Genomic DNA, 22,753 nt, shown 5'->3' with positions numbered 1-22,753 from the left:
GACACCTGGAGAAGCGCATGCCGCGACAGCCCGCCCTGAGGGAACGCTCAGGATTACCGCTCTATCTGGCCACCGCCTTCTTCGCCCGCCTCGCCGATGAAGGGACGGCCGTGGCGGTCGTCCTGCTGGCGGTACAACGGACCGGGAGCGCGGCGCAGGGCGCGTTCGTCCTCACCGCCTGGATGGCACCCCATGTGATCGCCGCTCCCCTGGTGGGCGCCCTCGCTCCCCGGGTGCGCCACCTGCGACTGTGCTACCTCGGGGCGCTGGGCGGTTTCGCCGCGGCCATCGCCGTACTGTCGCAGCTCCTCGGGCGGGCCCCACTGCCGGTGACGCTGGCCGTCGCCCTGGCCGGCGGCGCTTGCGGCCCGGTCGTCTCCGGAGGTCTCTCCAGCCTGATCGCCGTCCTGCTGCCGGCGGGCGCACGGCGCGACCGGGCCTACGCCCTGGACGCGACGGTCTACAACGCCGCCTCGGTCGCCGGGCCCGCCGTGGTCAGCGCGGTGGCCGCACTGGCCTCACCCGGCGCGGCCACACTGCTCCTCGGGGTCGCGGCGGCCCTCGGAGCGGCGCTGTCCGGCGGACTGCCATACGGGCCCGCGGAACAGCCGGCGTCCGGCGCCGCACCGGCCACCACCCTGCGCGCGGACCTCGTGGCCGGACTCGCGGCCGTGTGGCGTACCCGTGAGCTGCGCGCCATCACGGCGGCGACCTGTCTGGCCTTCGGCGGCCTCGGAGGTCTCACCACCACTACGGTGCTGCTCGCCGCCCACCGGGGACACCCGGGGGGCAGGGGGCGCCCTGATGACCGCGTTCGCCATCGGGGCGCTCGTCGGCTCACTGGTGGTGGCCCGCCGGCCGGCGCTCCTCCCGGATCACCGCCTCGCCACCGTCGCCCTGTGCGGGACCGGCCTGGCACTGGCCGCCGCCGCGCTGATCCCGTCCCCCGTGGCCGGCCTGGCCCTCTTCACCTTTGCGGGCGTATGCGACGGTCCGTTGCTGACCGCCACACTCCGCATCCGCGCCGCGTACGCGCCGCCGCGGACCCGGGCGCAGGTCTTCACCCTGGGGGCAGGACTGAAGTTCACCGCCGCAGCCGTGGGCGCGACGCTCGTCGGCGTGGCGGCCGCACTGCCGCCGGCTCTCCTCCTGGCCGGCATCGCCGGTGTCCAGCTGGCCGCCGCGGCCCTGAACTTGCTGCTCCGCCCCCGGACGAGCGGCCGCGACGGCGCCCCGGACACGCCGGAGGGGACCGGCGCCCGACCGGTCCCCTCCGTACGTCCTTGAGCCCTCTCAGCCCGTCACCCGGGCCGTACGGGCCGCTCCGAAGACCTCTCCGGCGCGGCCCGTCACCGGCTCAGCTGCAGCCGCTGGTCGACCCGCAGCCCTCGCACAGGTAGCAGCTGCCCGCGCGCTGCATCTTCGTGCCGCAGGAGAAGCACAGCGGGGCGTCGGCGTTGATGCCCAGCTGCATCTCGACCAGTTCGGCGTTGGTGTGCGCCTGCTTGGGAGCCGGGGCGGCGGTCTCCTCGACGATCTTCACCGCCGGGGTGGACTCCTTCGGCGGGTCGATCTGGCGCGGCGCCGACTGGGCCAGGCCCTCGACGTCGACCTCGTCGTCGGACGGCTCGTACGAACCGGTCTCCAGGTGGCGCGTGCGCTCCTCGACGGAGTGGATGCCGAGCGCCGAGCGGGTCTCGAACGGCAGGAAGTCCAGCGCCAGGCGGCGGAAGATGTAGTCGACGATCGACTGCGCCATCCGCACGTCCGGGTCGTCGGTCATACCGGCCGGCTCGAAGCGCATGTTGGTGAACTTCGAGACGTAGGTCTCCAACGGGACGCCGTACTGGAGGCCGACGGACACCGCGATGGAGAAGGCGTCCATCATGCCCGCGAGGGTCGAGCCCTGCTTGGACATCTTCAGGAAGACCTCACCAAGACCGTCGTCCGGGTAGGAGTTGGCGGTCATGTAGCCCTCGGCACCGCCGACCGTGAAGGAGGTGGTGATCCCCGGACGGCCCTTGGGGAGGCGCCTGCGGACCGGGCGGTACTCGACGACCTTCTCGGCGACCGGCGCGGCCACCGCCTTCTTCTCCTCCTCCTTCTTCTTGGCGGAGAGCGGCTGGCCGACCTTGCAGTTGTCGCGGTAGATCGCCAGCGCCTTCAGGCCGAGCTTCCAGCCCTGGAAGTAGACGTCCTCGATCTCCTCCACGGTGGCCGTCTCCGGGACGTTGACCGTCTTGGAGATGGCACCGGACAGGAACGGCTGGGCGGCGGCCATCATGCGGACGTGGCCCATCGGGGAGATGGAGCGCTCGCCCATGGCGCAGTCGAAGACCTCGTAGTGCTCCGGCTTGAGGCCCGGGGCGTTGACGACATTGCCGTGGTCGGCGATGTGCGCGACGATCGCCTCGACCTGCTCGGGCTGGTAGCCGAGCCGCTTGAGCGCCTTGGGGACCGTGTTGTTCACGATCTGCATGGAGCCGCCGCCGACCAGCTTCTTGAACTTGACCAGCGCCAGGTCCGGCTCGACACCCGTGGTGTCGCAGTCCATCATCAGGCCGATCGTGCCGGTCGGGGCCAGCACGGACGCCTGGGCGTTGCGGAAGCCGTTCTTCTCGCCGAGGCGCAGCACGTCCTGCCAGGCCTCGGTGGCCGCGGCCCAGACCGGGGTGTCCAGGTCGTCCATGCGCACCGCGGTGGCATTGGCGTCCGAGTGCTGCTTCATGACGCGCTTGTGGGCGTCGGCGTTCCGGGCGTAGCCGTCGTACGGGCCGACGACCGCGGCCAGTTCGGCGGAGCGGCGGTAGGAGGTGCCGGTCATCAGGGAGGTGATGGCACCCGCCAGCGCGCGGCCGCCGTCGGAGTCGTAGGCGTGGCCGGTGGCCATCAGCAGGGCGCCCAGGTTGGCGTAGCCGATGCCCAGCTGGCGGTAGGCGCGGGTGGTCTCACCGATCTTCTGGGTGGGGAAGTCGGCGAAGCAGATGGAGATGTCCATTGCGGTGATGACCAGCTCGACGACCTTGGCGAAGCGCTCCGCGTCGAAGGACTGGTTGCCCAGGTCGTCGTCGCGCAGGAACTTCAGGAGGTTGAGCGAGGCGAGGTTGCACGAGGAGTTGTCCAGGTGCATGTACTCACTGCACGGGTTGGAGGCGGTGATCCGGCCCGTCTCCGGCGAGGTGTGCCAGTGGTTGATGGTGTCGTCGTACTGGATGCCGGGGTCGGCGCACGCCCAGGCGGCCTCCGCCATCTTGCGGAACAGGCCCTTGGCGTCGACCTCCTCGATGACCTCACCGGTCAGGCGGCCGCGCAGGCCGAACTTCGAGCCGGACTCGACGGCCTTCATGAACTCGTCGTTCACGCGGACCGAGTTGTTGGCGTTCTGGTACTGGACGGACGTGATGTCGTCGCCGCCCAGGTCCATGTCGAAGCCCGCGTCGCGCAGCGCGCGGATCTTCTCCTCCTCCTTCACCTTGGTCTCGATGAAGGCCTCGACGTCCGGGTGGTCGACGTCGAGCACGACCATCTTGGCCGCACGTCGGGTGGCGCCACCGGACTTGATCGTTCCGGCGGAGGCGTCGGCGCCGCGCATGAAGGAGACCGGGCCGGAGGCGTTGCCACCGGAGGAGAGCAGTTCCTTGGAGGAGCGGATGCGGGAGAGGTTCAGACCGGCACCGGAGCCACCCTTGAAGATCATCCCCTCTTCCTTGTACCAGTCCAGGATCGACTCCATGGAGTCGTCCACGGACAGGATGAAGCAGGCGCTGACCTGCTGCGGCTGCTTGGTGCCGACGTTGAACCACACCGGGGAGTTGAAGCTGAAGACCTGGTGCAGCAGGGCGTACGCCAGCTCGTGCTCGAAGATCTCGGCGTCCGCCGGGGAGGCGAAGTAACCGTTCTCCTCACCGCTCTTGCGGTAGGTCTTGACCACGCGGTCGATCAGCTGCTTGAGGCTCGACTCACGGCTCGGGGAGCCCACCGCGCCACGGAAGTACTTGCTCGTGACGATGTTGACCGCGTTCACCGACCAGAACTCGGGGAACTCGACGCCACGCTGCTCGAAATTGACCGAGCCGTCGCGCCAATTGGTCATGACGACGTCACGGCTCGCCCATTCCACCTCGTCGTACGGATGCACTCCGGGCGTGGTGTGAATGCGCTCGATACGCAGACCCTTGCTCGCCTTGCTGCCCTTGGCGCGGGAGCCTCGTGCCGGGCCGCTCGTCGTCTCTGTCATTCCGCCTCCCTGTATACGGGCAAACGCCCATATGTGCGCACGCATTCCGTGGCACGGTGTTTGTCTTTCTGCTACCGGGGCGCCCTGCTCTCGCCCCGATACAGGTCTGGATGCGCGCCGAGCTCAGTCGGCGGCGGTGGCGGGCGCGGGAACGGCCGCGTCGGCCTCCCCGTCACTCCCGCAGCCCGGGCCGGGCGGGCCCTGCTCGCGCTGCTCCCGCAGCTCGGCAATGGCCGCCTCGAAGTCCTCGAGCGAATCGAAGGCCCGGTAAACGGACGCGAAGCGCAGGTACGCGACGAGGTCGAGTTCCTGCAGCGGGCCCAGTATGGCGAGCCCGACGTCATGGGTGGACAGCTCGGCGCTGCCGGTCGCGCGCACCGCTTCCTCGACCCGCTGGCCGAGCTTGGCGAGTGCGTCCTCGGTGACCGGGCGACCCTGGCACGCCTTCCGCACCCCGGCGATGACCTTGTTGCGGCTGAAGGGCTCGGTGACCCCGCTCCGCTTGATCACCATCAGGGACGCCGTCTCGACGGTCGTGAAACGGCGGGAGCAGTCGGGGCACTGACGGCGCCGGCGGATCGCCGTCCCGTCGTCCGTGGTCCGGCTGTCGACCACCCGGCTGTCGGGGTGCCTGCAGAAGGGGCAGTGCATGTCTCGACCCTCCTCACCCTCGCTGTACGGACGTACGTACGCCAACGATCCCGGCACACGACGAATGACCCCGGCCGGCCGCCAGGGGCCCTCCGAAGCAGCCCCAAGCATAGGCGATCCCGGCGCCCCGAAGGACCAGGCACCACAACTTATGGGCGGCCGAACGCATATAACCACTAGATGTGGTGTCGGCCCGCTTACGTCCGCCTACCGCGTGTCGCGAGGGGGGCGAGCCGGACGGCCGCCCATGAGGGTACGGGACGCCACCCGCCCAGGGGTGCGGCGGGGCCGGGATGACACAATCGGGCCGACCGCACGGCCCCTCCGTTGCGCGCGGAAATTCGTCGCTCGGCCATACACCCAGCCACTTGATCGGGTCAGCCAATCAGCGAATATTTCACTCGAACGTGTGTTTGGCGCAACCTTTCGAAAGCAACTACCGTTGGCTAACTAGGGAGAACATTTCGAGAGGGGCCGACGTGACCACCACCGCAGACAGCGCGACCATCACCGCACAAAGCCACTCCCAGAGCCGGTTCGAACAACCGCAAAAGGCACCGCGGCCGCCGATGGAAGACGCCACGTTGGACTCCGAGGAGCAGAAGCCCGCCCGATCGCTTCCCGGTCGGCCTCCAGGAATCCGCGCGGACAGTTCGGGGCTCACGGACCGCCAGCGCAGGGTGATCGAGGTGATCCGGGATTCGGTGCAGCGGCGCGGCTATCCACCGTCCATGCGGGAGATCGGCCAGGCCGTCGGGCTGTCCAGCACCTCGTCCGTCGCCCACCAGCTCATGGCCCTCGAGCGCAAGGGTTTCCTTCGACGCGACCCGCACCGCCCGCGGGCGTACGAGGTCCGCGGCTCGGATCAGACCGCCACCAGCGCCGCGACGGAGACCGCAGGCAAGCCGGCCGCGTCCTACGTCCCGCTGGTCGGCCGGATCGCGGCCGGTGGCCCGATCCTCGCGGAGGAGTCGGTCGAGGACGTCTTCCCGCTCCCCCGCCAGCTCGTCGGCGACGGTGAACTCTTCGTCCTGAAGGTCGTCGGCGACTCCATGATCGAAGCCGCGATCTGCGACGGCGACTGGGTCACGGTCCGCCGCCAGCCGGTCGCCGAGAACGGTGACATCGTCGCCGCCATGCTGGACGGCGAGGCCACCGTGAAGCGCTTCAAGCGCGAGGACGGCCATGTGTGGCTGCTGCCGCACAACTCCGCGTACCAGCCGATCGCTGGTGACGAGGCGACCATCCTCGGCAAGGTGGTGGCCGTACTGCGGCGGATCTGACCCACCCCTCACGACCGGGCTCCGGGACCACTGCGCCGGTCCCGGAGCCCTGCTTGCGTAGCGGGCCCCAAGCCGGGCCATGTGTGCCGGTACCCACAGCAGGGCTCTGCCCTCTGCGCCCTCCGCGACCCCTGGCTCGTGCTACTGCTCCGGCTTCTCTTCCGCCGCCTTGGCGGCCGCGTCGATGGCCGCCAGGGAGCGGCGGACCTGGTTGCGGTCGGTGGTGTACCAGAAGTCGGGCATCGAGGCGCGCAGGAACGAGCCGTAGCGGGCCCGCTCGACCCGCGGGTCCAGGACGGCCACCACTCCGCGGTCCCCCGTGGCACGGACCAGGCGACCGGCGCCCTGGGCCATCAGCAACGCGGCATGGGTGGCCGCCACGGCCATGAAGCCGTTGCCGCCGGCCTCCTCGACCGCCTTCTGCCTGGCGCTCATCAGCGGATCGTCCGGACGCGGGAACGGCACCCGATCCATCACCACCAGCTGGCAGTTCGCCCCCGGTACGTCGACGCCCTGCCAGAGGGAGAGCGTGCCGAACAAGCAGGTCCGGGCGTCGGCGGCGAAGTTCCGGATCAGCTCGCCGAGGGTCTCCTCACCCTGGAGCAGGATCGGCACGTCCAGCCGGCCGCGCAGCTCCTCGGCGGCGGCCTGGGCGGCGCGCATGGACGAGAACAGGCCCAGGGTGCGCCCGCCGGCGGCCTCGATCAGCTCGGCCAGCTCGTCGAGCATGTCGCCGCGGCTGCCCTCCCGGCCGGGCTGGGAGAGGTGCTTGGCGACGTAGAGGATGCCCTGCTTCGAGTAGTCGAAGGGCGAGCCGACGTCGAGGCCCTTCCACGGGGGTGCGTCCTCGCGCTGGGTGCCCTCCGGGGAGAGTCCCAGGGAGGCCGCGACGCCGTTGAAGTCACCGCCCAGTTTGAGCGTGGCGGAGGTGAGGACCACCGAACGGTCCGCGAAGAGCTTCTCGCGCAGCAGCCCCGAGACGGACAGCGGCGCCACCCGCAGGGACGCGCCGAAGCGGTCGTGGCGTTCGTACCAGACCACGTCGTATTCGGAGCCGTTGGCGATGCGCTCGGCGACGGCGTGGACGTTCTCCACCGACGCGAGCGCCTGCTTGCGGACGGCGTCCTCGTCCTGCACCGATTTGTCGCGGGTCGAGCCGAGCGCCGAGATGACCGTACGGGCCGCGTCGCGCAGCGCCATGAGGCAGTAGCCCAGGTCCTCGGGGATCTTCTCCAGGCGGCCCGGCAGGGCCAGCTCCATCAGGCGCTCGAAGGTCTCGGAAGCGGTCTGCAGCTGGTCGGCGGCCTTTTCGTTGACGAGCTTGGCGGCCCGGCGGACGGCGCGGTTGACCTGGCCGGGGGTGAGCTCGCCGGTGGCGACGCCGGTGACCCGGGAGACCAGCTCATGGGCCTCGTCGATGATCAGGACCTCGTGCTGCGGGAGGACCGGGGCGCCCTCGATCGCGTCGATGGCCAGCAGCGCGTGGTTGGTGACGACCACGTCGGCCAGCTTGGCGCGCTCCCGGGCGGCCTCGGCGAAGCACTCCGCGCCGTACGCGCACTTCGAGGCACCCAGGCACTCCCGGGAGGAGACCGAGACCTGACCCCAGGCGCGGTCCGAGACGCCGGGGGTGAGGGCGTCGCGGTCGCCGGTCTCGGTCTCGTCCGCCCAGTCCCGCAGCCGGAGCAGGTCCTTGCCGAGCTTGCTGGTGGGGGTGGCCTGCTCGAAGACGTCGAAGAGGCCGTCCTCCTCTTCCTGCGGGACGCCCTCGTGGAGGCGGTGCAGGCACAGGTAGTTCGAGCGGCCCTTGAGCATGGCGAACTCGGGGCGGCGGCGCAGCAGCGGGTGCAGCGCGTCGACCGTGCGCGGAAGATCACGCTCCACCAGCTGGCGCTGGAGCGCGAGGGTGGCCGTGGCGACGACCACTCTCTCGCCGTGGGCGAGCGCCGGCACCAGATAGCCGAGGGACTTTCCGGTGCCGGTGCCGGCCTGGACCAGTAGGTGGGCGCTGTCGTCCACGGCCTCGGCGACGGCCTCGGCCATCGCCACCTGGCCGGGGCGCTCTGTGCCGCCGACGGCGGTGACGGCGGCGTGGAGCAGATCGGGGAGGGAGGGCTTCGTCATAGCGCTGCAAGCCTACGCGGGACCACTGACACCGTGCCGGGTCACGGATGGTGGAGGGGGTTGGGGACGGTGCCGTGCACCGCGGCGTGCGGGCGCTCGCGGCGGTCCCGGTAGCCGTCCACATGCAGACGGTTGCGGTTCAGGCACAGCCGCTCGATCCGCGGGGTGAGCAGGTCGAACGTCTCGTACCGCTCCTTCAGCCCGGGGAAGCGCTCGTGGTGGCGGAGGATCTCCGCCCGTACGAGTGACCAGAACTCCTCTTCGGCAACGCCGAGTTGGTCGGCGCACAACGGGGCGAGGTAGCGGAAGACGCCGACGAACAGGCCGGAGTGGATGAACTGGGTGAGGAACGCGGGCGGTTCGGTGAGCAGGACCGCGCGCACGTCCTCCGGCATGGAGTCGTGCTCCGGCAGCGGCTGGGCACTGGTGTTGACGTCGTCGACGAAGTCCTTGACCGCGAGGCGGGTGGGGACGTCGTGCTCGTCGAAGATCACGATGGCGTTCTCGCCGTGGGGGGAGAAGACCGTGCCGTACTGGTAGAGGAAGTGCAGCAGCGGGGGGAGCAGAGCGGCGAAGAGCCGGGCCAGCCAGACGCGCGGGGCCAGGCCGGAGCGGTGCACCAGCTCGGCGGTCAGTGCGCGGCCCTGTGGGTCGGTCTGCAGCAGCGAGGCCAGCGTGCGGCCCCGTTCGCCGGGGTCGAGGCAGCCGTGCAGCGGCTCCCGCCAGATGCAGCCGAGCAGCTCCTTGAACTGGTACGGGACGCCGGGCAGCCGGTCGTAGAGAGGGTGCTCGACGGTGACCGAGGCGATCTCGCCGAGGAGGATCACCCGGGTCTCGTCGCGGAGGTAGGGGTCGGCGTCGCGCAGGCCGTGGACCCAGCGGGTGACCGCGGGCGCGGCGAGGGTGCGCTCGGTGGGCAGTCCGCGCCAGACGAGGGTGTTGAGGATGGAGAGCGGCAGTTTGACCGTTCGGGCCTCGGGCCGGCTGACGTTGAGGAAGGTGCGGATCGACTGCTGCGGCAGCCGGAGGTCGTTGTCAGTGGGCAGCGCGATGATGGATCTGTCCGCGAGTTGCGGGGCGAAGAGCGGGGCGATGGTCTCGTCCCACTGCCAGGGGTGTACGGGGAGGAAGAGGTAGTCGGCGGGGTCGCGGCCCTCGTCGGCGATGGCGCGGGCGAAGGTGTGACGGGTGGCGGGGGTGAGTTCCTCGCCGTAGAGACGGTCGGGGGTGGCCAGCGTGGGGATACCGCGGTAGTGGGCGATGCCGTGGTGCGCGGCGAGCCAGGGCAGCCGCCGGGCGGTGCGCGCTTCGGGGGCGAAGGTCGCCGCGTCGGTGGCCGAGAAGCCGAGCCGGCCCTTGTTGGCGACGAGCCAGGGGTGGCCGGTCTGGTGGCCTTCGAGGGCGGCGTAGTCCAGGTCGGCGAGGTCGGCGGCGCTGAGGGCGGTGGCGTCGAGCCGGGTGTCGGCGGCCAGGGTGGCGGTCAGCTCCCGGATGAGGTGGCCGGTGGTGTCGCCGGACAGGCCCAGGACGGTGTCATGGGCGTGGGCGAGGAAGTGGAAGGGGTCGGCGTCGGGGGTGATCGAGGCGGGGTCGACGCGCCAGTGGCCGTAGGCGCCGCGGCGGGCCCGGAAGCGGTAGGTCGGTCCGTCGGAGACCGGCAGGCGGTAGCGGGGGACGCCGTCCGGGCCGGTGCCGTCGGGCTCGGGCGCGAGGACTTCCTCGTAGGCGAATTCCGCCAGGATCTTGGCGAAGAGCCGGCGGGCGGCGTGCTGCCAGGCGTGCTGCGAAGGCTGGGGCTCAGGAGGCAAGGCGGGACTCCTCGAAGCGGGACCGCCCCGGCTCGTACGGGGGACAACCGGAGCGGCGGGGTGGACGACGGACCGGAGCGGGGCCGTCGACGGACGGCCCCGGGGTCAGAGCAGGTGGCGGTGGGCGCGATCGCGGACCATCAACGCCGCGCGTTTTTCGGGGAGTTCGAGCTCGTCGGCGTAGCGGAAGCCGGCGGTCAGGAAGGCCGCGACGGACGCGGTGTTGCGCAGGTCGGGCTCGGCGAGGACCCGGGCGCAGTCCGGTCGGCGGTCGAGCACGAGGTCGGCGGTGGCGCGCAGCAGGGTGCTGCCCAGGCCGCGGCCGCGGTCGTGGGCGCGTCCGAGGAGGAGGTGGATCCCGGTGTCGTGGGGGCGCGCCGGGTAGTAGCGCGCGAGCATGTCGAGATCGGCGCGGTAGATCTCCCAGTAGCTCATCGGGACGCCGTCGAGCACGCCCAGGCAGGGCACGCTCCGGCCGTCCCCGTCGAGCTGGCTGCGCAGGTGGGCGGCGGTGGTCTCCGGCGGCCCGGCCAGCTCCCAGAAGGCCGAGACGGCCGGATCGTTCATCCAGGCGGTGATCCGCTCCAGGTCGCGGGCGGGCTGGACGGGCACGAGCTGGAACGGCCCGGCGGGCGTGCGGGCCGCTCCCCAGGCCGCCAGGTCGTCGAGGAGCGGGCCGGCGGGGGACGGCGGCCGCCCGGGGCCGCCGGTGCCCCGGGTGGTGCGTGCTGCCATGAGCGGGTGGTGGGCGGCCTGGTCGGCGCTGGAGTCGATGCCGGAATCGGTGGATGGCACGGCGGCGCTCTCCTCTCGTGGCCGGATGCCGCGTGGCCTTGTGGGTCGCGGGGCGTCGGCGCCGGGGACGGGGGGCGGGAGGCTGGGGTCGGACGGACCGGCGTCCTAGGGAACGAGGGGGTTGGGCAGGGTGACGTAGACGGACTGGGTTTCGACGGGACCGACGAGTTCGTCCAGGCCGTGCAGCCGGGTCGCGAGGTTGGCCTTGCAGCGCAGGGTGCGGGCGGCCAGCAGTTGCTCGGGGAGCGGGGAGCGGTGCCCTTCGGGGGCCGCGGCGGCGTCGGCGAGGAACCTCCGGAAGGCGGCGAGCAGGATCTCCTCGCGGACCAGGCGCTGGGACCCGAAGGCCCCGATGAGGCCGAGGACGTTGTTGATGCCCAGGTAGTAGGCGAAGCGTTCGTCGATGACGTCGTCGGCGACGAAGGTGTCGCTCGCGACGCCGATGCCGGGCAGCCGCCGTTCGAGGCCGGCGCGGCGGGAGGTGCGGAAGTAGTAGCCCTGGTTGTCGCGGTAGCGGCCGCCGGTCGGCCAGCCGTCGGGGTCCAGCAGCACGAGGGTGTTCTGCTGGTGGGCCTCCAGGACGATCCCGGCCGTGCCGTCGAGCCACAGCAGGGGCCGGACGACCGCTTCGAGGTAGCGCAGGAACCACTCCGTGGCCACCGCACCGGTGGGGCGTCCGGTGCGGGCGGCGAGGGTGCCGACGAGGTCTTCGAGGCGGGAGCGGACGCCCGCGTGGCCGGGCCAGGGGCGGGGCGAGGTGAGACCGGCGATGCAGACGGCGTCGTCGGTGCGGGTGAAGGGGTTGTGGCGGATGACGACGTCCAGGCCCTGGACGGGTTCCCCGTCGGGGCCGTCGACGGCGAGGTAGGCCGGGTCGCGGACGATGTCGAAGCAGGGGTGGGCGGTCTGCCACTGCTCGCCGAGTCCGGTGCGCAGCAGCCGGTGCACCTCGACGCCGCGGACCAGTTCCTTGCGGAGGTTCTCCCGGCGGGAGTTGGTGATCCGCAGCCCGAGGGAGAGTTTGAGCATGGCCTCCGCGTCGGGGCGGTGGACGGTGCGGACGGAGGAGGTGGGGTGCCAGAGCGGACCGTGCGGGCCCAGGTCGTGCAGCAGTCCGGCGTCGCGGAGGGCGGTGAGGTCGGGGCGTCCGGCCAGCTCGCGGGCCTGCCAGGGGTGCAGGGGCAACGGCACGGTGTCGTCGGGGAGTTGGAGTCCCTCGCCGGCGAGGCGGGCGGTGAGCCGTTCCGCCGGGACGGGCTTGCCGCGTTCGGTCCAGGCGGAGTCGGCGGCGACGGCGGAGCGGTGCACGGCGATCCAGTGCAGCGGGAAGGCGCCGCGCAGTTCGGGCGAATAGGCCCGGGTCTCGGCGTCACTGAGCCCTTCCCGGCTCTTGGGGGTGGGGTGCAGCGGATGGCCGAGGAGCAGGGACTGCTCGGCTTCGAGGAAGAGCGCGCCGTGGTCGTCGGCGGGCCGGGCGCGCCGGTCGGCGAGGAAGGTGGCCACGTTCCGGACGGAGTTGGCGACCCTGCCGAGGAGTTCGGCGCCGTCACCGTCCGGTGTCGGTTCGCCCTCCGGGGCCGTTTGTTCCCCGCCGTCGGCGACGCGGTGCTCGCCGCCGTCCGAGGCCCGCCGGTCACCGCCGTGCGCGGCCTCGCGGCGCAGCAGCGCGGCGAGGGTGACGGCGTCCAGCGGGGCGGCGCCGGCCGGGGCGCCTTCGAGGCTGGGCGCGCCCAGGCGGTGCCAGCCGGTGGGCGACCAGTAGCGGACGGGGATGTGGAGTGCGGTGGCGCTGGCGGGCAGCGGGAGGCGGAGCCGGCCGCCGGTCGGCCGCGGGCTGCCGTTCTCCCGCAGCCAGCAGCGCAGCAGGTGCTCGATGCCCGCGGCGTCCGCGGCGACCGCCGGGTCGGGGTGGTCGAGCGGGTCGTGCTCGCCGGGGACGCGGTCGTAGGCGGGGGGCGCGGTGAGCGGGCCGGCTGCCCGGTCCGGGCCCTCGGGGGTCTGCTGGTGGCAGGCGTCCTCCGGGGCGCGCCGCTGCTGGCGGGGGACGGACTCGATGGTGCCCGCGCCGTGGTGGCGGTCGGGGAGGCGCTCGGCGGGCGGGGTGCCGTCGGAGCCGGGGCGTTCGTTCATGGGGTGGTGCCTCACAGAGTCGTGGGGGACGAGGCCGTCGGCCCGGGGTTGGTGCGGACCGCCGCCGTGATGGCGTCGGCGAGGCGGTCGAGGATCGCGTCCGCCTGTTCGTCGGTGATGGTCAGGGGTGGCAGCAGCCGGACGACGGCGGAGTGCCGGCCGCCCAGCTCGACGATCAGGCCGCGGTCCAGGCAGGCCCGTTGGACGGCGGCGGCGAGTTGCGGGGCAGCAGGGCGGGCGCCTCCGGGGTCGAGGTCGGCGCCCGGGTCGACGAATTCGAGGCCGAGCATCAGTCCGCGGCCGCGGACGTCGCCGATGCAGTCGTGGGTGCCGGCCAGCGCGCGGAGCCGGTCGAGCATCCGGGCGCCGAGTACCCCTGCGCGTTCGGCGAGGCCGTTGGCGCGGACGTGGGCGAGGGTGGCGCGGCCCGCGGCCATGGCGAGTTGGTTGCCGCGGAAGGTGCCGGCGTGCGCTCCGGGCTGCCAGGCGTCGAGTTCCTCGCGGTAGACGATCACGGCCAGCGGCAGGCTGCCGCCGATCGCCTTCGACAGGACGAGCACGTCGGGGACGATGCCGCTGTGCTCGATCGCCCAGAAGGTGCCGGTGCGGCCGACGCCGGTCTGGACCTCGTCCACGATCAGCGGGATCTGCCGGGCAGCGGTGAGCTCCCGCATCCGCCGCAGCCAGCCGTCCGGGGCGGGGATCACCCCGCCTTCGCCCTGGACGGGTTCGAGGATCATCCCGGCCGGCCGGGGCACCCCGCTCTTGTGGTCGTCGAGGAGGTTCTGGGTCCAGCGGGCGGCGAGTTCGGCGCCGCGCTCACCGCCGGTGCCGAAGGGGCAGCGGTAGTCGTAGGGGTAGGGCAGCCGGGCGACGCTGGTGTGCTGGGCTCCACCGGAGGCGGCGAGTGCCTCGGCGGTCATGCCGTGGTAGGCACCGGAGAAGGCCATCAGGCCGTCCCTGCCCGTCGCGGTGCGGACGAGTTTGAAGGCCGCCTCGACGGCGTCCGTACCGGCCGGGCCGCAGAACTGGATCCGCCCTCTTTCGGCCAACTCCCTGGGCAGCGTGGCGAACAGCTCGGTGGTGAAGTCGTCCTTGACGGGGGTGGCCAGGTCGAGGACGTGCAGCGGAGCGCCGGAGTCGAGGACCGTGCGGATCGCTTCCAGCACGACGGGGTGGTTGTGGCCGAGGGCAAGGGTGCCGGCGCCGGAGAGGCAGTCGAGGTAGCGCCGGCCGTCGGCGCCCTCGATGGTCAGCCCGCGGGCGCGCACCGGGACGATGGGCAGCGAGCGCGCGTACGTACGGGCTGCGGACTCACGCAGGGACTGTCGACGCAGGATCCCCTCGTGGGCCGGCGGCGCGGCCGCCGGCACGGTTTCGGTCAACGCCACGGCAGTTGTGCCTCCTGCTTGGTGAGCTGTTGCATACCGAGCGGGCCGGCGGGCAGCCCGGCCGTCCCCCGTACGTACCAACGACGGCGGCGACGCCGGATCACGGCCCGGAACAAGATCCTTGACGGGCTGGAACCGGGGACCCGAGTACCGCCGTCCCCATCGTCACCGGCATAGTGGGGTCTTGCGCTCGGATCTTGGGGTTCATGACAACTTCCGGAACCGGAGCGACTCCGCTCAATGTCACACCATTCGATTCATCAGGGGGATCCCACCCATGCGACCCATACGACGGCCCGTCCTGGCCGCCGCCGCCCTCACCGCCGTAGTGGCGCTCACCGCCACCGGCTGCGGGCCGGACAGCGACAACGCGGACGCCAAGCCCAGTCAGTCCGCGGCAGACACCACGGGTGGGGGTGCGATCAAGATCCCCAAGGACATCCAGGACAAGCTCAAGGAACACGGCATCGACCTGGACAAGTGGAAGAACGGCGAGTGGAAGAACTGGGACCGGGACAAGTGGCTCCGGGAGGCCGGGGAGTTCATCAACCCGATCATCAAGAACTTCTGGAACCCCGACAAGATCGAGAAGGTCAAGCCGCCCAAGGACCCCAGCAAGCCCGGGGACATCTCGGAGGACCAGGGCAAGACGGATCCTGAGCCGGCCGCCGTCCCCGCTCAGGCCGTCAAGACCCCGTACACCGCCACCGCTCCCGGTGTGGGTCTGCTGCTGTTCAGCACGCCCGAGGGCGAGTCGCGCTGCTCCGCCACGGTCGTCAAGGACCCGGCGCACCCCGGTAAGTCCAACCTGGTGTGGACCGCGGCGCACTGTGTGCACGCCGGCAAGAACGGCGGCTGGTACCGCAACATGATGTTCGTGCCGAACTTCAACAAGACCGGTGGGACCGCCGGCCAGTTGAAGAACAAGCCCTTCGAGGAGCGCGTCCCCTCGGGCAAGTGGTGGGCGGACGACATGGCGACGTCCAGCGAGTGGATCAAGGACGGCGGCGCCGTGCCGGGCGTGCCGATGGCCCCGTACGACTTCGCGCTGATGCACGTGAAGCCGGAGGAGAGCACCGGCGGCAAGTCGCTGGAGGAGATGGCCGGCGGCGCGTACCAGGTCGACTTCAACGCCCCGGCGATGGCCAAGATCCCCAGCCTGACCGCGCAGGGCTACCCGGCCGAGCCGCCGTTCGACGGTGCCGCGCAGCAGAGCTGCACCGACAAGCCGACCCGGCTGTCGATGGACGCCAACAAGCCGACCATGTACCGGATCGGCTGCACGATGACCGGTGGCTCCTCCGGTGGCCCCTGGTTCATCAAGGGCGCCGACGGCAAGCCGGTGCTGGTGTCCAACATGTCGATGGGTCCGCGCCCGGCCCGCTGGTCGGCCGGCCCGCACCTGGGCCCGGAGGCCAAGGCCATCTTCGACAACATGAGCAAGAAGTGGGCGAGCAAGCAGTAGTCCGCTGAGGTGGGGCGGTGCCCGGCACCGTCCCACCGGGCCGCCACCACGGCGAAGGCCCGCTCCGGTCTCCCGGAGCGGGCCTTGCGTGTACCTGCGGGCCGTATGTGCGGCCTTACGCCGCCGGCACGAACGGGCGGAACTCGGCGGCCAGCGCTTCGTGGACCCGCGCCTTGAGGACCGTGCCCTCGGCGGTGTGCTCCTCGGAGAGGACCTCGCCCTCGGCGTGCGCCCGCGAGACCAGTGCGCCCTGGGTGTAGGGCACCAGGACCTCGATCTCGACCCGCGGCCGGGGCAGCTCCTCGTCGAGCAGGGTCAGCAGCTCAGCGAGGCCCTGGCCGGTACGGGCCGAGACCGCGATCGCGTGCTTCTCCTGGCGCAGCAGCCGCTGGAGGACCAGCGGATCGGCCGCGTCGGCCTTGTTGACGACCACGATCTCGGGCACGTCCGTGGCGCCGACGTCCCGGATCACCTCGCGGACGGCGGCCAGCTGCTCCTCGGGCACCGGGTGCGAGCCGTCGACCACGTGGAGGATCAGGTCGGAGTCGCCGACCTCCTCCATCGTGGAGCGGAACGCCTCGACGAGGTGGTGCGGCAGGTGCCGGACGAAGCCGACGGTGTCGGCGAGGGTGTAGAGCCGTCCGCTGGGCGTCTCGGCCCGCCGGACGGTCGGGTCCAGGGTGGCGAACAGGGCGTTCTCCACCAGCACACCGGCGCCGGTGAGGCGGTTGAGCAGGGAGGACTTGCCGGCGTTGGTGTAGCCGGCGATGGCGACCGAGGGGACCTGGTGACGCCGGCGTTCCTGGCGCTTGGTGTCCCGGCCGGTCTTCATCTCCGCGATCTCCCGGCGCAGCTTCGCCATCCGCTCGCGGATCCGCCGCCGGTCCGTTTCGATCTTGGTCTCACCGGGACCACGGGTGGCCATACCGCCGCCGGTGGAACCGGAGCCACCGCCACCCATCTGCCGGGACAGCGACTGACCCCAGCCGCGCAGCCGGGGGAGCATGTACTGCATCTGGGCCAGCGAGACCTGCGCCTTGCCCTCCCGGGACTTGGCGTGCTGGGCGAAGATGTCGAGGATCAGGGCGGTCCGGTCGACCACCTTGACCTTGACGACGTCCTCGAGGTGAATCAGCTGGCCCGGGGAGAGCTCACCGTCACACACCACGGTGTCGGCCCCGGATTCGAGCACGATGTCGCGCAGCTCCAGGGCCTTGCCCGAGCCGATGTACGTGGCCGGGTCGGGCTTGTCGCGGCGCTGGACGACGCCGTCGAGCACCAGCGCACCGGCCGTCTCGGCCAGCGCGGCGAGCTCGGCGAGGGAGTTCTCCGCGTCCTGCACCGTGCCGGAGGTCCAGACACCGACGAGCACCACGCGCTCCAGTCGGAGCTGGCGGTACTCGACCTCGGTGATGTCTTCGAGCTCGGTGGAGAGGCCCGCCACGCGCCGCAGCGCCGCGCGGTCCGACCGGTCGTACTGGTCGCCGTCGCGCTCCCCGTCGATCTCGTGGCTCCAGGCGACGTCCTCTTCCATCAGGGCGTCGGCCCGAAGGCTCTCCGGGAGGCGCTGCCGGTCCTGCGGAAGGGAAGAAGAGGAGGTCATTTGATCCTTTGCGTCGTTGGGAAGCCCTCATGGGACCGGATGCATGGCCCCACCGGGACTGTCGTAGGTGTCAACGTACGACACGCCCCGGAGATTCCCGGGCCGCCGGCGCCGACCTGATGATGGTCCCACGGCCGGGGAGGGCGGTCACGCGGGTTTTCCGGGGGAAAGCTTTCCGGCGAGCTTCACCGGCTGTCCGGTCTTGCCGGGCTGTCCGCCCTTCGCGGGCTGCCCGGGCTGCGCCGGCTTGCCCAGATCGCCGGCCGCACCGGGCCGCCACGCCGGGTGGCCGGGCATCGGCGGGGTGTGCGCGCCGTAGAGCCACTCCTGGAAGAAGCTGGTGAGGTCCTGCCCGGAGATCTTGGAGGCCAGTGCGGTGAAGTCGGCCGAGTCGGCCACGCCGTCCTTGTGGTGGGCCACCCATTCGCGTTCGAGCCGGTCGAAGGCCGCCGGGCCGATCTTCTGCCGGAGGGCGTAGAGGACCAGGGCGCCACCGTCGTAGACGATGGGGCGGAAGATGCTGATCTTCTGGCCGGGGCTGGGGGCCTTGGGCGCGGCGGGCGGCCCGCCCTCGGCCCGCCATCCGTCGGACTGCTGGTACGCCCGGTGCATCCGGGTCTCCAGGTCGGCCCGGCGGTCGCCCTTCTCCTCGGCGTAGAGCGCCTCGTACCAGGTGGCGTGGGCCTCGTTGAGCCAGACGTCGGACCAGCGGCGCGGGCTGACGCTGTCGCCGAACCACTGGTGCGACAGTTCGTGCACCATCACGGACTCCACGTACCAGGCGGGCAGGTGCTCGGTCGTGAACAGGTCCTTCTCGAAGAGCGAGAGGGTCTGGGTCTCCAGCTCGAAGCCGGTGTGGGCGTTGGCGATCAGCACCCCGTACGCCTCGAAGGGGTAGGGGCCGACCTTGCGCTCCATCCAGGCGACCTGCTCCGGCGTCTTGGCCAGCCATTTGGCGAGCACCGCGCGGTTCGCGGTCGGGACCACGTCGCGGATCGGCAGGTCGTGCGGTCCGTGTTTGAACAGCACGCTGGACTTCCCGATGGAGACCTGGGCGAGTTCGGTGGCCATGGGGTGGGCGGTGCGATAGGTCCAGGTACGGCGTGCCGCGCGGGTGCCGCCTGCCCCCAGGGGCAGGCCGTTGGCGACCGCGGTCAGCTCCTGGGGGGCGGTGATGCGGAAGGTGAAGAGCGCCTTGTCGGAGGGGTGGTCGTTGCAGGGGAAGACGCGGTGGGCGGCGTCGGCCTGGTTGGCCATGGCCAGCCCGTCGGTGGTGCGGATCCAGCCGCCGTCGGTCTTGCCGCGGGGGTCGCTGGTGTGCTGGACGGAGATCTTGACCTGCTGTCCCCGGGAGATGTGGAACGGGGGGACGACCACCAGGTCCTCGCCGTGCTGCTCGTACCGGGCGGGCAGACCGCCGACCTTCACGGAGCGCACCGTGCCGCGGGCGAAGTCGAGGTTGAGCCGGTCGAGCTCGGTGGTGGCCTGCGCGGTGATCTCCGTGGTGGCGTTCATCGGCCGGTCGTTGTGGCCGGAGTAGTCCAGGGAGACGTCGTAGGACGTGACGTCGTAGCCGGTGTTGCCGAGCGTGGGGAAGAGCCGGTCGCCCAGGCCCTGGGCCCCCAGGGGCTGCGGCTCGGCCACGCCGAGGGTGGCGACGGCGGCCAGCCCGAGTGCGGCGGCCCGGCGACCGGAGCGCCGGAGCCGGCCGGTTCGGGCACCGCGCGGCGCGGGGACGGTGCGGTCGGGGTCGCGGGACGGTCGGCGTGAGCGAAGGGACATGAACTACGGCTACCAACGCGGCCGCCTCCGCGGTGGGCGAGCCGTCAAACGGCACCCGAACGGGCGGTGCTCCGTGCGTCTGTCCCGGAGGGCGTCCTCCGGACGGCCCGCAGCCGTCCGACGGGCCGTCACCACCCGTGTCCGGTCCGGCCTCAGGGGCGCATCGCGGCGGTCTGCCGGACCCGCCCGGCGCGCAACACGTCGAAGACGCCGGGCACTTGCCGCATGGCGCGCATCAGGGAGGGCAGCCCGGCGGCGTTCGGCAGGTGCAGCGTGTAGGTGTGGCGCACGCGCTGTTCGTGCGGGGGTTCGACGGCGGCGGACACCACGGCGGCGCCCTGGGCGGCGATCACCTCGGTGAGGTCGGCCAAGAGGTGCGGCCGGCTGAAGGCCTCGGCCATGAGGGTGACCCGGCAGCCGTGGGCGCCCTGGCCCGCGCCCCGCCAGCGCACCCCGACCGGCTGCCGTCCGGTGGCCGCCATACGGGCCACGACGGGGCACAGGGCGCGGTGCACGGTGACCGCGCCGCCCCGTACCGCGAAGCCGGTGACGGTGTCCGGCGGTACCGGTGTGCAGCAGCCGGCCAGCCGGACCGCGGCGCCGGGCAGGTCCGCGACCGCGAGGACCGAACCGGGCGTGGCGCGGGCCGCCGCGGGGGGCTCGCCGTCCGGGGCGGGCCGGCCGGCGGGCGAGGGACCGGAAGGGGGCTCGGCGGGCCCCTGCGGCCCGACGGCGGGCTCCTGGGCCCCGGACAGCCAGCGGGCGATGGCGAGCCGCGCGGCGGGCGTACGGGCGTGGTCGAGCCATTCCGGCGAGGGGCCGGCGGCGGAGTCCGGGGCCATCAGGAGCTGCAGGCTGTCGCCGTCGTGCAGGACGGTGGCGAGGGTGGCGAGCCGGCCGTTGACGCGCGCGCCGATACAGCAGTGCGCCCGCTCGCCGTGCCGCTCGTACGCCGCGTCCACACAACTGGCGCCGGCGGGCAGGCCGATGGCCTCGCCGGCCGCCCCGTCCGTGGCGTCCGACCCGTCCGAGGGCGCGTCCGCGCAGAAGACCGTGATCTCGCGGTCCTGGGCGAGATCGTCGCGCAGCGAGGTCCAGAAGGTGTCCGGGTCGGGGGTGGTGCGCTGCCACTCCAGCAGACGGGAGAGCCACCCGGGGCGGGTCGGGTCGGCCCGCTCGCCCTCGGGGGCGTCGGACCCGTCCGTGGGTGCGTACGGATTGCCCAGCGCGATCACCCCGGCCTCGGCGACCCGGTGCATCTGGTGGGTGCGGATCAGGGTCTCGGCGATCTCCCCTGAGGGGCCGGTGACGGCGGTGTGCAGCGACTGGTAGAGGTTGAACTTCGGCGTCGCGATGAAGTCCTTGAACTCGGAGACCACCGGCGTGAAGCAGGTGTGCAGCTCACCGAGGACGGCGTAGCAGTCGGCGTCCTCGGCCACCAGCACCAGCAGCCGCCCCAGGTCGGCGCCGGTCAGCTCGCGGCGGGCCAGCCGTACGCGGTGCACGGAGACCAGGTGCCGCGGCCGGACGAGGACTTCGGCGTCGATACCGGCCTCGGCCAGGACCGTGCGCATCCGCTCCGCGGTGTCGGCGAGCGGGTCGGGCCGGCCGGCGTACTCCAGGACGAGGGCCTGTGTGGTGGCGTACTCCTCGGGGTGCAGGATCGCGAAGACCAGGTCCTCCAGCTCGGCCTTCAGCGCCTGGACGCCGAGGCGTTCGGCCAGCGGAATCAGCACGTCGCGGGTCACCTTGGCGATCCGGGCCTGCTTCTCGGGCCGCATCACGCCGAGGGTGCGCATGTTGTGCAGCCGGTCGGCGAGCTTGATGGACATCACCCGGACGTCGTTGCCGGTCGCCACCAGCATCTTGCGGAAGGTCTCCGGCTCGGCGGCGGCGCCGTAGTCGACCTTCTCCAACTTGGTCACGCCGTCGACGAGATAGCCCACCTCGGCGCCGAACCGCTCACGTACCTGATCCAGCGTCAGATCGGTGTCCTCGACGGTGTCGTGGAGCAGCGAGGCGATCAACGTCGTGGTCTCGGCGCCGAGTTCGGCGAGGATGAGGGTCACGGCCAACGGGTGGGTGATGTACGGCTCACCGCTTTTGCGCAGCTGGCCGCGGTGCGAGGACTCGGCGAGCAGATAGGCCTGGGCGAGGGTGTCCAGGGCGGCGTCGGGGTGGTGACGGCGGTGCACCTTGGCGACGTGCTCCAGGGCGTGCGGGAGGCCGTCACGGGGGGCTGGGCCGAGCAGTGCGGCGCGGCCGATGCGGCGCAGCCCTCTGAGCTCCAGTCGGCGGCGGCCGCGCCCGCGGCCCGCTGCTCCAGGGTTACCAGGGTTAGTGGCCTCTGCGCTCATGGGCACCTCCGGCAGCGTCGACCGGCGGTGGGACGCGTCAGTTCCGGTGTCCCGGGCCGGTGCTTGATGCTATCGAGCCCATCACGCAGCGCTGTCCACCTCTCGCTCAGAGTGATACGGATCACCCGTTCGAGCGAATCTTTTGGCCTGAACCGTTTCTGCGGGGCGACCGGGGAGTGTCCCCGCCCGGCCTCCCTGCGGTGGGCCGGTCAGGCGAGCGCGGCGGTCAGCCAGGAGGGGTCGAAGGTGCCCTCGGCGACGATCTCGGCCGGCCCGGTCATCTCGACCGTGCCGTCGGGCAGCTCGGTGATCTTCAGGCTGCCGCCGAGCACATCGACCGTGTACGTGACGGGGCTTCCGGTCACCGCCGGGTCCAGACCGTCCCTCCGGGCGGCCGCGACGGCCACCGCGCAGGCGCCGGTGCCGCAGGACCGGGTCTCGCCCGAGCCGCGCTCGTGGACCCGCATCGCCACGTGCCCAGGTCCGCGGTCGACCACGAACTCGATGTTGACGCCGTCGAGATAAACCGCCGCGGGGCTGAACGGCGGTACGGCCAGCAGGTCCCCGGCGTGGGCCAGGTCCTCGACGAACGCGACCGCGTGCGGATTGCCCATGTTGACGTTGCGGGCCGGCCAGCTGCGGCCGCCGAGCGTGACCACGACGCCGTCCTCGGGCAGCTCGGCGCGGCCCATGGCGACCGTGACGTCGCCGGTCTTGGCGAGATGGACGCGGCGCACGCCGGCGCGGGTGGCGATGGCGAGGTCTCCGGCCTCGACCAGACCGGCGTGCAGCAGGTAGCGCGCGAAGACCCGGGTGCCGTTGCCGCACATCTCGGCGATCGAGCCGTCGCCGTTGCGGTAGTCCATGAACCACTCGGCCTCGTCGGCCTGATCGCGCGCCTCCGGGTGCGCGGCGGACCGTACGACGCGCAGCACGCCGTCACCGCCGAGGCCGGCCCGCCGGTCGCAGATCCGGGCGACCGCGGCCGCGGGAAGGTCGAGCAGACCGTCCGGGTCGGGGACGATCACGAAGTCGTTCTCGGTGCCGTGCCCCTTGAGGAAGGGCAACCGCTGCGTACTGGTCACCCTTGCATCGTACGGGGCGGGGGCTGTCTCTTATACACATCT

The 22,753-nt window shown here is 72.0% G+C and carries 14 protein-coding genes and 1 pseudogene; 4 read left to right on the top strand and 11 right to left on the bottom strand.

The annotated features are described in order from the left end of the window. Nucleotides 1–17: 17 nt before the first annotated feature. Both IG62_RS49790 and IG62_RS49785 read left to right on the top strand, forming a co-directional pair. A pseudogene (locus tag IG62_RS49790) lies at nt 18–722 on the top strand (MFS transporter); the annotation flags it as partial. Between the two features lie 82 nt (nt 723–804). Continuing rightward, nucleotides 805–1,287 (top strand): hypothetical protein, encoded by a 483-nt coding sequence (locus IG62_RS49785; protein ID WP_324604611.1) that lies wholly within the window; start codon nt 805–807, stop codon nt 1,285–1,287. Nucleotides 1,288–1,357: 70 nt separating this feature from the next. Here IG62_RS49785 and IG62_RS0107135 read toward each other — a convergent pair whose 3' ends face one another. Together IG62_RS0107135 and nrdR are read right to left on the bottom strand one after the other, a co-directional pair. Further along, on the bottom strand, nt 1,358–4,237 hold the full coding sequence (locus tag IG62_RS0107135; protein ID WP_030798832.1) for a vitamin B12-dependent ribonucleotide reductase: 2,880 nt from the start codon (nt 4,235–4,237) through the stop codon (nt 1,358–1,360). A gap of 123 nt (nt 4,238–4,360) precedes the next feature. Continuing rightward, nucleotides 4,361–4,888, bottom strand: a complete 528-nt coding sequence (nrdR, locus tag IG62_RS0107130) for a transcriptional regulator NrdR (RefSeq protein ID WP_030798830.1) — start codon at nt 4,886–4,888, stop codon at nt 4,361–4,363. A gap of 479 nt (nt 4,889–5,367) precedes the next feature. On the opposite strand from nrdR, the gene lexA reads away from it, so the two are divergent. Beyond that, complete coding sequence (gene lexA / locus IG62_RS0107125) at nt 5,368–6,171, top strand: transcriptional repressor LexA (protein WP_030798828.1); 804 nt, start codon at nt 5,368–5,370, stop codon at nt 6,169–6,171. Nucleotides 6,172–6,312: 141 nt separating this feature from the next. Here the strand turns inward: lexA and IG62_RS0107120 are convergent, their stop codons facing one another. From IG62_RS0107120 to IG62_RS0107100, 5 genes are all read right to left on the bottom strand, one after another. Beyond that, nucleotides 6,313–8,295: an ATP-dependent DNA helicase gene (locus IG62_RS0107120; RefSeq protein ID WP_030798826.1), complete on the bottom strand. Its 1,983-nt coding sequence runs from the start codon at nt 8,293–8,295 to the stop codon at nt 6,313–6,315. 41 nt (nt 8,296–8,336) lie between these two features. Then, on the bottom strand, nt 8,337–10,103 hold the full coding sequence (locus IG62_RS0107115) for an IucA/IucC family protein (RefSeq protein ID WP_030798824.1): 1,767 nt from the start codon (nt 10,101–10,103) through the stop codon (nt 8,337–8,339). A 105-nt stretch (nt 10,104–10,208) separates the two neighbouring features. Beyond that, entirely contained in the window at nt 10,209–10,898 is a 690-nt protein-coding gene (locus IG62_RS0107110) for a GNAT family N-acetyltransferase (RefSeq protein ID WP_030798822.1), read from the bottom strand. A 105-nt stretch (nt 10,899–11,003) separates the two neighbouring features. Continuing rightward, on the bottom strand, nt 11,004–13,028 hold the full coding sequence (locus IG62_RS0107105) for an IucA/IucC family protein (protein ID WP_030798820.1): 2,025 nt from the start codon (nt 13,026–13,028) through the stop codon (nt 11,004–11,006). An 11-nt stretch (nt 13,029–13,039) separates the two neighbouring features. Continuing rightward, entirely contained in the window at nt 13,040–14,419 is a 1,380-nt protein-coding gene (locus IG62_RS0107100; protein ID WP_030798818.1) for a diaminobutyrate--2-oxoglutarate transaminase family protein, read from the bottom strand. A gap of 277 nt (nt 14,420–14,696) precedes the next feature. Between IG62_RS0107100 and IG62_RS0107095 the strand changes: the two genes are divergently transcribed. Further along, entirely contained in the window at nt 14,697–15,884 is a 1,188-nt protein-coding gene (locus IG62_RS0107095) for a trypsin-like serine peptidase (RefSeq protein WP_030798817.1), read from the top strand. Between the two features lie 115 nt (nt 15,885–15,999). On the opposite strand, the gene hflX is transcribed toward IG62_RS0107095, so the two are convergent. From hflX to dapF, 4 genes are all read right to left on the bottom strand, one after another. Then, on the bottom strand, nt 16,000–17,487 hold the full coding sequence (gene hflX / locus IG62_RS0107090) for a GTPase HflX (RefSeq protein ID WP_030798815.1): 1,488 nt from the start codon (nt 17,485–17,487) through the stop codon (nt 16,000–16,002). 147 nt (nt 17,488–17,634) lie between these two features. Beyond that, nucleotides 17,635–19,269: a M1 family metallopeptidase gene (locus tag IG62_RS0107085; protein ID WP_030798813.1), complete on the bottom strand. Its 1,635-nt coding sequence runs from the start codon at nt 19,267–19,269 to the stop codon at nt 17,635–17,637. A gap of 152 nt (nt 19,270–19,421) precedes the next feature. Beyond that, entirely contained in the window at nt 19,422–21,626 is a 2,205-nt protein-coding gene (locus IG62_RS0107080) for a RelA/SpoT family protein (protein WP_030798811.1), read from the bottom strand. A 209-nt stretch (nt 21,627–21,835) separates the two neighbouring features. Then, on the bottom strand, nt 21,836–22,711 hold the full coding sequence (dapF, locus tag IG62_RS0107075; RefSeq protein WP_030798809.1) for a diaminopimelate epimerase: 876 nt from the start codon (nt 22,709–22,711) through the stop codon (nt 21,836–21,838). Between the last annotated feature and the right edge of the window lie 42 nt (nt 22,712–22,753).

The organism is Streptomyces sp. NRRL S-337 (assembly GCF_000720175.1).
GTDB classification, from domain to species: Bacteria; Actinomycetota; Actinomycetes; order Streptomycetales; family Streptomycetaceae; genus Streptomyces; species Streptomyces siderophoricus.
Note: the sequence above shows the minus strand (reverse complement) of the source record. Positions and strands in the feature narration are given on the sequence as shown.